General features: G+C 34.6%; 10 protein-coding genes. 3 read left to right on the top strand and 7 right to left on the bottom strand.

Annotation, left to right across the window (positions count from 1 at the left end):
* The 3 genes from K6119_RS13300 to ileS form a co-directional block, all read right to left on the bottom strand.
* The gene (locus K6119_RS13300) at nt 1-369 is read right to left on the bottom strand and encodes a hypothetical protein (protein WP_221832456.1); all 369 of its coding nucleotides are present in this window, start codon (nt 367-369) and stop codon (nt 1-3) included.
* 206 nt (nt 370-575) lie between these two features.
* The gene (locus K6119_RS13295) at nt 576-2,069 is read right to left on the bottom strand and encodes a T9SS type A sorting domain-containing protein (RefSeq protein ID WP_221832454.1); all 1,494 of its coding nucleotides are present in this window, start codon (nt 2,067-2,069) and stop codon (nt 576-578) included.
* Nucleotides 2,070-2,309: 240 nt separating this feature from the next.
* Nucleotides 2,310-5,819, bottom strand: a complete 3,510-nt coding sequence (gene ileS, locus K6119_RS13290; protein ID WP_221832453.1) for an isoleucine--tRNA ligase — start codon at nt 5,817-5,819, stop codon at nt 2,310-2,312.
* A 309-nt stretch (nt 5,820-6,128) separates the two neighbouring features.
* Between ileS and K6119_RS13285 the strand changes: the two genes are divergently transcribed.
* On the top strand, nt 6,129-8,969 hold the full coding sequence (locus tag K6119_RS13285) for a T9SS type A sorting domain-containing protein (protein WP_221832452.1): 2,841 nt from the start codon (nt 6,129-6,131) through the stop codon (nt 8,967-8,969).
* Nucleotides 8,970-8,980: 11 nt separating this feature from the next.
* Here K6119_RS13285 and K6119_RS13280 read toward each other — a convergent pair whose 3' ends face one another.
* The 3 genes from K6119_RS13280 to K6119_RS13270 form a co-directional block, all read right to left on the bottom strand.
* Nucleotides 8,981-9,841, bottom strand: a complete 861-nt coding sequence (locus K6119_RS13280) for a T9SS type A sorting domain-containing protein (RefSeq protein ID WP_221832451.1) — start codon at nt 9,839-9,841, stop codon at nt 8,981-8,983.
* 65 nt (nt 9,842-9,906) lie between these two features.
* Nucleotides 9,907-10,767 (bottom strand): T9SS type A sorting domain-containing protein, encoded by an 861-nt coding sequence (locus tag K6119_RS13275; protein WP_221832450.1) that lies wholly within the window; start codon nt 10,765-10,767, stop codon nt 9,907-9,909.
* 121 nt (nt 10,768-10,888) lie between these two features.
* Nucleotides 10,889-11,362: a hypothetical protein gene (locus tag K6119_RS13270; protein ID WP_221832449.1), complete on the bottom strand. Its 474-nt coding sequence runs from the start codon at nt 11,360-11,362 to the stop codon at nt 10,889-10,891.
* A 209-nt stretch (nt 11,363-11,571) separates the two neighbouring features.
* Between K6119_RS13270 and K6119_RS13265 the strand changes: the two genes are divergently transcribed.
* Complete coding sequence (locus K6119_RS13265) at nt 11,572-11,880, top strand: antibiotic biosynthesis monooxygenase family protein (protein ID WP_221832448.1); 309 nt, start codon at nt 11,572-11,574, stop codon at nt 11,878-11,880.
* Nucleotides 11,881-12,087: 207 nt separating this feature from the next.
* On the opposite strand, the gene K6119_RS13260 is transcribed toward K6119_RS13265, so the two are convergent.
* The gene (locus K6119_RS13260; RefSeq protein ID WP_221832447.1) at nt 12,088-12,381 is read right to left on the bottom strand and encodes a hypothetical protein; all 294 of its coding nucleotides are present in this window, start codon (nt 12,379-12,381) and stop codon (nt 12,088-12,090) included.
* A 106-nt stretch (nt 12,382-12,487) separates the two neighbouring features.
* On the opposite strand from K6119_RS13260, the gene K6119_RS13255 reads away from it, so the two are divergent.
* Nucleotides 12,488-13,363 carry a hypothetical protein gene (locus K6119_RS13255; RefSeq protein ID WP_221832445.1) on the top strand — a complete coding sequence of 292 codons (876 nt, stop codon included), beginning with the start codon at nt 12,488-12,490 and terminating at the stop codon, nt 13,361-13,363.
* Nucleotide 13,364: the final 1 nt, after the last annotated feature.

Genomic DNA, 13,364 nt, shown 5'->3' with positions numbered 1-13,364 from the left:
TTACTGTTGTACCTGATAATTCCAGCCTTTGGCTTTTTCATAATTCTTCTTTTCAATGTGTAAAATAGCTCCTACATTGCTGGCTATTAGCCCCAAAGATGCACTTGCTAAAGCGACTTTAAGCACCTCAGTATTTTCTTTGGTTAATCCATAAATCAAAAAGCCTGCAGACATTAATCCTAAGCCAGCTCCTGTTTGAATTAGTGTCTTAGAAGCCTTCATTCTTCTAACTGTATTTCCTCTTAGTTCTATAATGTCAGAAATGGCAATGTCATTGCCTTTTACAGATATAGTAGCAGAATCTTTAATGGTAAGAATCCCATCATACGAGTTGCTAGCAGTAAAAACCTTTACAAAGGATGTTTCCATTACAAAACAATTTCTTGTTTTAGTTGAATGAGTGATTAACAAACCCCTATTTTCCTGCGCATTTAAATGAACATTAAATAAAAACAAGAGGAGAAAGAAACAATATTTTATAGGTTTAGTATGCATCCGTAAATGCTAAAATAAAAAATCCCCATCCACCATTATGGTGAATAGGGACTTTAAAATTAAACGTTAGTTTATTTAAATTACTTTTTAGTAATCTTCAAAACTTCTTGCTCTCCATTTTCATTGATTAATCTTACCATATACATTCCTTGAGGAATTGCTGAAATGTCAATTTGAATGTTAGCAGTTTCATTTCCTGCAAATTGTTGTGATAAAATCAATTTACCAGACATATCCATCAATTGCATATCTACCTTTCCTGTAGTGAACTTATCAGAAAACACAATATTTAATTCACCAGCAGTTGGGTTTGGATAAAGTTTAGTAGGTCTTGAATTGAACTCATTTGTTGAAAGTGTCTCATTAATATTTTCATCAGAAGTCAATTCATTAGATTGTTGTTCAGCTGATTTAGTGCAGAAGAACACATGAGAATATGTGAAATACTCATTTCCAGATAATGGATTCTGAGCTTCAAAATGATGATATCTAGTTGTATTACTTCCATAGTTATAAAGCACTACCAAATCTGATAATTTACTTCCCTGTGGCACCAATGCAATTTTTCCATTAATACTAGAAGCAGAATAACCTGAAGTTACCATCCAATAACCTGTATTTCCATTAGGATATGCGAAACTAGATCCAGTTGATTCCCACACATGAGCTCTTGTAGCTCCTCCTCCATAATCGTAAAAAGCACAGATATCGTCATTTTTACCATCTCTATCAAAGTCTCCTGCTACAACACGCTTAGAAATTTTATAAGCATCATATCCATATGGGAAAGTGTACCATCCTGTTCCTCCTTGATAAACAAAACTTGAGTTATTTGACTCCCAAACATGAATACGCGTTTGACCAGATCCATAATCATAAAAAGCCGCGATATCGTTCCATTTTCCATCTCTGTCAAAATCACCAGTTACAACTCTATCTGTAATTTGACCTGCAGTGTAACCATACGTACTCCACCAACCGGTAGAACCCTGATAGCTCGGATTTATACCATATCCACACTTCCATACATGAATACGTGTTTGACCACCTCCGTAATCATAAAAAGCCGCGATATCATAATAAATGTCATTGTCAAATAATCCTGAAACAAACCTTCCATTCACATTATCTGGATTATAGCCAGAAGAACTCCATTCATTTAAATGATAATCAAATCCATATCCACTTCCTGAAGAAGTTCCTCCCCATCTTGTAAAAACATCTATTCTACAAGAAGAAGAACCTGTTTGATATAAAACCGCAATATCATCTCTTACCCCATCTCCATCAAAATCACCTGATACAATTCTATCTTCTACATTAGACAAGTAGTAATTTGAAATTGAACCAACACCTTCATATAATCTTCCGGTAGTATGATCAATAACATCAATATAAACTGTGCTTCCTTCTTGTCTCAAATAGGCCGGACTATCCATACCTCCTGTATTGTCCCAAAACGCCCCATATACCATTTTTGAAGTCGTTTGTGTCAAATCTGTTGTGCAGACCTGTGCTTGTGTCGATAAACCTGCGAGTAGTAAAGCAGTTACCGATAAAAAGTACTTTTTCATCTTTTTTAGTTTTTAGATTTGCCTTAAAACTATATAGAAAATAAGCCTCTATTTTGAGTAACTTTTAGAACGGTAAAATCATTTATAAAAAGGTCATATTTTTTAGTAAATGGTTATCTACGTATAAACACTTAGTCTTTATCTAAAAGTTTTAGATAAATTTTATCCAACCTCTTGTAGCACCGTGATTTTTGAAATAAATCAGAAGATTAATGTTAATATGATTGAATTGAAAATAACTTAACCCTTCACTAATCCAATTCTGGTATCTCCTTCTTCTAAGTCTGCTAAAACACCATCATTGTCATTCAATGATCCAAACTGAATATCTAATGCCAACACTTCAGATTTGATGTAATCCGCATTGTTTTCAATAGCCGATTTTACCACATCATTAGCATCAAAAGTCAATTTGATTCTATCCATCACTTCCAAGCCTGAATCTTTTCTGTAATTCTGGATTCTGTTGACCAATTCACGTGCAATACCTTCAGATTTTAATTCATCTGACAAAGTGATATCCAAGGCAACTGTGATTCTACCTTCAGATGCTACTAACCATCCAGGAATGTCATCAGTAGTGATTTCGAAGTCGTCCATATCTAATTCAATGGCTTCTCCATCCAAATCACCTTTCCATCCATTATTGGCTTCAACATTTGAAATGTCATCTGATCCCCAGCCATTGACCATAGCAGCAATTTGTTTCATTTGCTTGCCGTATTTAGGACCAATAGATTTGAAGTTAGGTTTGATCTTTTTGTTGATCACCCCTTCCGTATCTTCTAACAACTCAATTTCTTTGATATTTACTTCAGATAAAATGATGTCTTTAACATCCTCTAATCTTCTTGCAAAATCTTTATCCAAAATAGGCACCATGATCTTTTGCAATGGCTGACGCACCTTGATTTGCTCACGTTTTCTTAAACTCAATACCATTGAGGATACTTTTTGAGCTATATCCATTTTCTCCTCTAAATCCTCGTCTATTTGTGCCGCATCTGATTTAGGAAAATCCACTAAATGAACAGATTCTGCATTGTGTCTGTTGCAAACTGAATTTAAATCTGTAAACAACTGATCCATATAAAAAGGAGCAATTGGAGATCCTAAAACCGCAACCGTTTCCAAACATTGATACAAAGTTTGATAAGCAGAGATTTTATCTTCAGAGTAATCTCCTTTCCAGAAACGTCTTCTACACAAACGTACATACCAATTAGACAATTCGTCTGAAACAAAGGCTTGAATTAATCTTCCTGCCTTAGTTGGTTCATAATCTTCATAAGCCGCATGAACCTCTTTGATCATGGTATTTAGCTTAGACAAAATCCAACGATCCATTTCAGGACGTTTTGCATAATCTATATCCGCCTCAGCATAACTGAATTCGTCAATGTTAGCATACAATGAAAAGAATGAATAGGTGTTGTATAATGTTCCAAAGAACTTTCTTTGTACTTCTACAATTCCTTCTTCATCAAACTTTAAGTTATCCCAAGGTTGAGCATTGGTGATCATGTACCATCTGGTAGGATCTGCTCCATAGGTTCCCAAAGTTTCAAATGGATCAACGGCATTTCCTAAACGCTTGGACATTTTTTGTCCGTTTTTGTCTAGTACCAATCCGTTAGAGATTACATTTTTGTACGAAACGGTATCAAATACCAAGGCAGCAATAACGTGCTGTGTATAGAACCATCCTCTTGTTTGATCCACACCTTCAGCAATGTAATCTGTAGGAAAAGCAGATGGTCCTTTTGGAGCTGTTCCGTTTTTCCAGGCTTCCACTCCATTGTCAATCAATTCTTTGTTTTCAAATGGATAATGTTGCTGTGCAAATGGCGCCGATCCTGAATCGAACCAAACGTCAATCAAATCTGCTTCACGCTTCATTGGTTGACCCGTTGGTGATACCAAAATCATTTCATCTACATAGTTTTTATGCAAATCAATCTTGGCATAATTCTCTTTTGAATAGTCACCCGGAACAAAGTCTGCCCAAGGATTTTTATCCATTAAACCGGCTGCAACTGCCTTATCTACCTCAGCTTTTAACTGTTCAACAGATGAAATACAGATTTGCTCCGTCTTATCTTCTGAGGTCCAAACAGGAATTGGAATTCCCCAATATCTTGATCTGGATAAGTTCCAGTCGTTTGCAGTTTCTAACCAGTTTCCAAATCTTCCTTCTCCGGTAGATTTTGGTTTCCAGTTGATCTTTTTATTCAACTCAACCAGTTTCTCTCTGTTCTCAGTTACTTTAATAAACCAAGAATCTAAAGGATAATACAATACCGGTTTATCTGTTCTCCAACAATGTGGATAGGAGTGAGTGTATTTTTCAATATTAAAGGCCTTGTTTTCAATCTTTAATTTCAAAGTGATACGTTCATCAACAGAAAGATAGCTTTTCAAATCAGCAATGATGTCTTTCAATAGCTCTCTTTGTTTAGCCAATTCAACTTCTTCTTCTCCTTCTTCTAGATACTCAGCTTTTACATATTCTCCTCCTAAACCAAAAACAGGATCTGCCAATTCTTTTCTGAATCTTCCTTGCAAATCAACTAGTGGAACAGGGTTTCCGTTTTCATCTAAAATCAACATCCCTGGTACTCCGGCTTCTTTGGCTACCTGTGCATCATCCGCACCAAAAGTTGGAGCTGTATGCACGATACCGGTACCATCTTCAGTAGTAACAAAATCACCAGGAATTACTCTAAAAGCTTGATCAGCATTTTCGTAAGGTTGAACGTAATCCAACAATTGCTCATAGTGGATGCCAACAAGATCTGAACCCAAACATTCACCAACAATAGCATAAGGGATTTTTTTATCTCCCTGATTGTAAGACATTGTATTAGCATCCTCAGCTAATTCAAACTTTTTACCAAATTGTTTAGATACTAAATTCTTGGCTAGAATAACTTGAATAGGCTCATGTGTATACTGGTTCCATGTTTGAACCAAAACATACTCGATTTTTGGCCCTACTGTCAAGGCAGTATTTGAAGGCAATGTCCAAGGAGTAGTGGTCCAGGCTAAAATGTATAGTTGATCAATTTTAGCATTCGAAAAAGGAACCGATTCTCCTGCTTTCACCTTAAACTGTGCCACACAAGTGGTGTCTTTTACATCACGATAGCATCCCGGTTGGTTAATTTCATGCGAACTTAAACCTGTTCCGGCTTTTGGTGAATACGGTTGGATAGTGTATCCTTTATACATCAAACCTTTATCATAGATTTGTCCTAACAACCACCAAACAGACTCCATGTATTTAGGATCATAAGTGATGTACGGATCATCCATATCCACCCAATAACCCATTTGAGTCGTTAATTTCTCCCACTCATCAGTGTAACGCATTACTGCCTCACGACAAGCTTTATTATAATCATCAACAGAGATTTTTTTACCGATATCCTCTTTTGTGATGCCTAGTTCTTTTTCCACTTTTAGCTCAACCGGCAAACCATGTGTATCCCAACCGGCTTTACGTTTTACCTGAAAACCTGCTAAGGTTTTATAACGACAAAAAATATCCTTAATGGTTCTTGCCATTACGTGGTGAATCCCAGGTAATCCGTTAGCTGAAGGAGGTCCTTCTGTAAACACAAAAGCAGGATTCCCCTCTTTTTGAGAGATACTTTTTTCAAAGATCTTTTCAGCCTCCCACTTGTCTAAAACCTTTTTTGCTACGTTTGGTAAGTTTAACCCTTTGTATTCTGGATATTTATTTGCCATTTCTTTTTGCTAAAATGAAGCAGCAAAATTAAGGATTTTGTTGGGAAACACTATTAATTGATTCTAATTGAAAAGAAAATTACTTACGTTTGTGTAATCCAAAACTTAAACTATGAAATTTCTTCACTTTCTCTTCATGCTTAGTTCATTTTTGGTAAAATGGCAAATAGTCTCAGATCAAGGAAAATTTCTTGGAAAACATAATTGTTCATTTAATTCAAAAAAAATTAGAATTTCAATATTTTCAAGGAATTATGAGAAGTATTTATTGAAAAAGTTGTTTTGTAATAAATTTCGTCATTTGAAACAATGAAGCGTTTATTATTCTTATTTGTCTTCAATCTTACTCAGCTCACGATTTTTTCTCAAAACACTAATTGGGCAAAAGCTATTGGAAGCAATCAAAGTGATGATAGAATTGGAGGTGTAGATGTTGATAGTCAAGGAAACATATATATATCTGGAAGATTCTCTGGAAACTCTGATTTTGATCCTGGTCCAAACACTTTCAACGTTATTTCAAATGGATTTCATGATGCTTTTTTATTAAAATTGGATCCTCTTGGTAATTTTCTTTGGGTAAAGACTTTTGGCAGTATTTATAATGAATCAAGTAATGGTCTAGAAATTAATCAAAATGATGAAGTAATTATATACGGAGCCTTCTACGGGACGGTTGATTTTGATCCTGGAATAGGCCAAGTTTTAATGACAGCTGGGAGTAATCAAAACGATCCGCCTAATACCTTTATTTTAAAATTTGACACAGATGGAAATTTAATTTGGGCAAGAAACTTTGGCAGTCTAGGTGTATTTGAAAAGACACTAGATATATCAATTAGTCTTACGAATGATATTTATTTAGTAGGACAGTATTGGAATACAGTAGACTTTGATCCAGGTATTGGTGTAAGTAATATGACTTCAGTATTTGAAGAAGACCCGTTCATCTTAAAATTAAATGACTCTGGAAACTTTGTTTGGGCAAAAAGCTATGATGGGTTTAGTGAAGATGATGGATTTGAAGGGGTTTTGGTAGACCATAACTCTAATATTTTTGTGACAGGTTGGTTTAATGACTCTATTGATATTAACCCCGATTTGACGACCCAATGGATTTTAAGTGAAGGTGAAAACTCCTTAACTTTAAAAATTGATTCAGCGGGAAATACTATTTGGGGAAATTGTGCATATGGAGGAGCGAATAATGGAATGAAGGTTGCCATTGATTCTTCTGAAAATATCTACGCTATTGGAAAATATATCGACCAAAACGTAGAAGTATTTGATGGTGTTGATACTTTAACTAGTAGTTTTCATGGATCTTGGGATTTTTATATTCATAAAATGAATGTAAATGGGCAATCAAAATGGCTACATGGTTTTGGCTCAGATTCTGGCAACTTTAGCATTTATGAATTAGGTGATATAGCAATGGATATTGAGATTGTAAATAGCAATATTATAGTTACCGGAGCATTTTCTGGATATCTAGATTTTGATCCGGATTCAATGAACACTCATATTTTAAACGCAGACGCAAATCAACTACTTCATCATGACACATACCTTCTAAATTTGGATACAAGTGGTCATTTCAATTGGGTAAATGCTTATTACAGCGATCATTCCTCTTTTGGGGAAGTAATTGTGCCAATAGATTCTAGCGGTCTTTTAATTGCTGGTGATTTTAATAAATTTTTAGATGCCAATCCGTCTCCTTTGATTTCAGAAATTTTACCGGGTAATTTTTCTAATAATAACGCCAGCATACACCTTATAAATATTTATAACTGCACGGGTATTTTCTCAACTAGTAATATAGACTCTATTGATGTACCAAATTTTTCAGCTTGTTCAGGTGATAGTGTGAGTATAATTATTCATGGAAATTTAAATGACTCAGATTCATGGTTACTATTGGATTCAGACACTAATGCTGTCGTTATCCAAAAAAGTGAATCTGATACAATTTGGATAACCCCCATAGATTCTATGACACTTTATCTGAGTTCAACTGGGGTTTGCGGAGAACCACAATTACTAGTAGGCCCAATAAATATTGCAGTTAACTCAGTCAATACATCAATTTTAAATATAACCAATTGTAGTTCTTATACAGTTCCTTCTGGTGACGAAACATATTTTTCAAGTGGAACCTATACTGACACGTTAATTGGGTCAAACGGTTGTGATAGTTTAATAACTGTTAATTTAAACATTACAAATTCATACTCAAATATCAGTTCTATAGCTTGCTATTCATATACCGTGCCTTCTGGTGATGAAACTTACTTTTTTAGTGGTGTCTACCAGGATACAATTCCAAATTCGTCTGGCTGTGATAGTATCATTACTGTTGACGTTGTAATAAGTCCACATCAAGTCACAACAATTTCAGAAACGGCGTGTAATCATTTTACGGTGCCTTCTGGTGATGAAACTTATTTTACAAGTGGTAATTATGAAGATACTCTTACTAATATATATGGCTGTGATAGTTTATTAGAAATAACATTGGATATCTTAACGCAGTCAGAAAGCTATATTGATACGACCATTTGCGCCGATAATTTCGATTTACCATCTGGTAATTATTCTGTTTCTACAAGTGGATTTTATCAAGATACAATAACTAATACCGCCGGATGTGACAGTATTATAAATATCAATCTGGTTTTGCATAGTATCGATACAGCTGTAGATATTATCGAAGATACCTTAATGGCAAATTTTATTGCAAATTCCTATCAATGGATAGAATGTAAGGATAGCACAGTTCTATCCGGTGCAACTGATCAATTTTATTTACCTATACAAAACGGTAATTATGCTGTAGTTTTATACTATGAAGGATGTGTTGATACCTCTGAATGTATAGCTTTTCAAGGACTCGGAGAAAATGAAATAAATCAATATCAGGTTAAAGTATTCCCAAATCCAACTTTTGGAAACTTTGTTGTAGAACTGGTAGATTTTCAAAAAATAAATCGAATAGAAGTTTTGAATACTCTAGGAACCTTAATATTAAGAGAGGACAACATTAACAATACCAATTATTTTGAACTTCAACTGTCATCAGGAATATATTTCATTGACGTTGTCACCAATTCTTCCAAAAATTTAAGGTTAAAATTACTCGTTTTGTAAAAGGTATTTTATCAGATTTTCACAAACTTTTGGCTGTAGCTATCACCAATTTGGAGGATGTAGATACCTGAATTAAAATTATCCATTGGATAATTATAGTTAGCATTTTGGATTAAAAAACTCCCTATTAATTTGCCGTCAATACCATATAATTTAGCCTTTAAATTGGCAGCATTTTGCACACTGAGAGCAGCTAAAGCAGGCAAGTATTTAATAGATATTGATTCTTCCAACTTTGGTAAATCAAGTGTTTCACAAGTAGATGGATTGTCATAAGTTAGCGTATAGTCATTTCCAAGAGAATCTGTGAAATTCCCAGTAAAAAAACATAAATCACAACTGGCCTCAAATAAATGCGCCCATGGGAAAAAGAATCCGTGTAAACTTCCTAAACCTTCAATCCATGTGTCGTGTTCATTTGATCCATTAAACAGATGGAGTGTTTTTCTAGGAACTCCAAGTATATTGGTGGTGTCTATTGAGCCAACAATGTGAGTCCCATATGTCCCAATATATGCTGTGTCACCCACATTTAAATTAAAATCATACAATTTTTTAGTAATAGTATCAGATGGTCCAGGAGGAGAAACAAAAACATTAAGTCCTCCTTGAATTCCCCAAATTGCTTTGAAAAACACACGACCAGAATCTATATATATCCCTCCATAATCACAGTAATACCAGCTGGTGTCGTTATGGAAAATAAAGGCAGAATCAGAAAGTTCAACACTGTATTCGCCCCAAAAACTATCTGGATATCCATAGGAGGTTTTCATTGACCAAACACCTCCTTTGTTGGGAAACCAAATGTCGTTTTGAGCTAAACTCAGAAATGAGAAAAGTGAAAAAATTATTATGAGCAACTTTTTCATATGATTTGGCTTTATGTTTAATATCCGAAATTTTTTAACACGTTGAATATCTTCCGTTTAGCGAATTAATATTTCACAAACTGTTGGCTGTAGCTATCACCAATTTGGAGGATGTAGATGCCTGAATTAAAATTATCCATGGAATAATTATAGTTAGCATTTTGGATTAAAAAACTCCCTATTAATTTGCCATCTATACCATATAATTTAGCCGTTAAATTGGCAGCATTTTGCACACTGAGAGTAGCTAAAGCAGGCAAGTATTTAATAGATATTGATTCTTCCAAGTTTGGTAAATCAAGTGTTTCACAAGTAGATGGATTGTCATAAGTTAGCGTAACTGTGTCCTGGTTTACAGTGTCAATAAAAGTTCCTATAAAAGAGCACATAATTTGACCGGATTCAAAAGTTGATTTGAAAGGCCTCATTAAACCTTGCATACTACCCAAACCTTGAACAATAGTATCATTGTTACTTAAAAACCAAGCATTTTTAGTTACTCCCAGTACGTTAGCAGTGCCAATGCTTTCAACTGTTATTGGCCATCCCTGATCAAAATAGGCAGTATCATCCACTAGCATATTGAAATCATACAAAACATGTTCTAGGGTATCTTGATAATCCGAATCTAACAACCAATTTGGACCATAATGATTTCTAAAAATCACCTTCCCTGAATCACTTCTAATCAAACCTGAAGTTCCATTGATATTTGCATAATTCCATGTATTTCCGTCTACGTCTAATTCAGTATTATAAATTTCATAGCTTCCATTAGAATATATCTTGCCACTTAAAGACCAGCCGTCATATACCCAAAATTTCATTCCCCAATAACCTCCTGCATTTGGCAAAAGAGTATCAAAAACTTGACTAAATGAATTAATGGAAATTAATAGAATAAAAAGTAGAATAAGCTTTTTCATGATGTTGGGTTTTCAGTAAATATCATAAAAAATTGCAAGAAGTTGAAATTCAATGATTAAAACACTACCAATTAGTTTGCATCAATAAACTAAAAATTAGCAGTTGAATTCGTCTGCTAATCTAAAAATGATATCCAAACCTTATTGCTCCCCAGATATTTGTATTTATCTCCAAACTACTTACATACGCAACTTCTCCAGCAAAAGTGAATCCTTTCTTTCCCAAATATTGAATCCCAACAGGTGCATAAAGCATACTGAATGTATTTTTTTCACCAGAAATGACCAGATTGTGATTGTATGCATACATTGCCCCGAGATATGGCGCCCAATACCAAGATTTATCTTTCTTTCCGAAAAAGAATTTTCCTCCTCCATATACCCCAATCATACCTCCTCCAACTTCAATATTAATATTATGTGTGATTGAATAATTAAAATTGATACTGGTAATTTGTGTTGGTCCTAAAAAGCTTGCTTCTATACCAATTTTTCTTTGTTTTCGAATATTTTCAGTTACCTCTTGAGGGTATCCAACGAATGCATTGAAAAGGACAAGCAAACAAAACACTTTTATTAAATTCTTGAAATCCATTTTGTTGATTTTCAATTGAATTTCGACAATTCTCTATTCAATTGAACAGAGAATTCACGGGGGTTCAAAAATCATTTGTGAACTGACAATAAAAATTTGTAAACCAAAAACCACAGAATTGAGTTTACACCAATATTGGGGGAATAACGAGAAGTTGAAATTCAGCTATTAACTTATCTACTAATTTTATGTTTTTCAAAAAGCAAAAAATGTTCATAGCCATTTATTCATTTACAGTTGTTCCGGGAAAAGAAGCTGAATTCAAAGAAGCCTGGGTCGAACTTACCAAGTTGATTTATCAATTCGAAAACAGCTTAGGATCTAGATTACATCACGAAAAAGATGAAGTATACATTGCTTATGCTCAATGGCGCTCAAAAGAACAATGGGCAAATTCAGGAGGCAACTTGCCGGAAGAAGCTAATCAATGGCGGCAACAAATGAAAGCTGCTTGCAGCGAAATTAAAACGGTTTACGAGTTAGAAGTAGTAGATGATTTACTCGCCTCAAACGTTTAGTAAAAGTTTTTGGTCTAATTTTTGTTATCTTTGTGTCAGTTGAGATGAACTGAGATGCGATCATCTTTACGGTTAAACATAAGAGGGTTTTTACATAAGTAAATCCCCTAGGCGAATCACTCTCCCTTCCCCCTTACTTTCGGGAGAATCTAATTCAATTCCCACATAGAACTTGAGCATTCAAGTTCTATGGTTGGGCCTCAAATATTATTTCTTGATAAACAAATATGATTCTGTTTTGTCGTAAATACTCAACTTGATCGTATAAGTATCATTCGGAAAGAATCTCATATCCAATTTGAATTCCTTCTCTTTGTGATGCTCGGTCCAAATAACTTCTCCGTCATCTGAAATGATTTGCACCATTACTGCATGTGCCTGCTCCTCTATTTGGATTGAAATTTCATCTTTGGCGTGATCAGTATAAACATTCACTTTGTCAATCTCATTACTCCAACTTAATATTGGGAACAATAGCAAAAAAAGAATTGTTAATCTCATGATTTCCTGGTTTGTTGTTGCCCTAGCTTACGGCCAAAAAATCAATAGGTTACTCAAATCAAATCTTTCTCCTTTTTAAACGTTCTATATTTTGTAACTTAATGGTATGAAGTATCACAACATATTTGGACTTTTATTTTTATCAATTACACTTTTTTTAGGTGGATGTAAAAAGCCTAAAAGTGATGAAATTCTTATTGAGATAGATAATCTTAGACCCTTACAAAACTCATTTTATTACAGCATTTGGTTAATGTCTGGTAATGATAACACCAAAGCAGGGAGCTTTCAAGTAAATACTAACGGATCACTGACTTCAAACAAATTTAATTTAGACCCAACCATCATTAAAAGTGCATCATCTGTTGGATGTTCTATTGAAGCAAACCAAAGTGTTACTTCCCCCTCGTCAACTTTTATGTTAGCAGGAACTTTTGATGGTGCAGAAGCTGTTTTGACTGTTGCCGATAATTCAGCACTGAACAATAATTTTTCTTCAGCTGAGGGTATTTATATAACTGCTACCGTAACAAATGCTGTAGGTACAACTCATGAATACAGTGGTATTTGGTGGGTTACTGACATTAATGGAACTGCCCCAGGATTGACCATCCCTACTTTGCCTAATGGTTTTATTTATGAAGCCTGGATAAAAATTAATGATACTTACGTTTCTACCGGAAGATTTTCTCAGGCCAGTGGGCCAGATATGTTGTCATTATATGGTGACACACTGAATCCTTCTTTTAATTATCCGGGAGAAGATTTACTTCAAAATGCCCCTGCGGGACTTACTTTTCCGATCAATTTAAAATTCAAGGAATTATTTGTATCCGTAGAATATATTGATAATGTCAGGGATCAACCCTTTTTAACAGTTCTGTACACCTCCATTCCGGGTGATGCAGATTTCAATGCGCCTTATGCAATGGATAATGTAAGTGATTATCTTCCAACAATTACAGTTAAAAGGAGAAAGTAAA

The sequence above is a fragment of the Paracrocinitomix mangrovi genome (assembly GCF_019740355.2).
GTDB lineage: Bacteria > Bacteroidota > Bacteroidia > Flavobacteriales_D > Crocinitomicaceae > Paracrocinitomix > Paracrocinitomix mangrovi.
Note: the sequence above shows the minus strand (reverse complement) of the source record. Positions and strands in the feature narration are given on the sequence as shown.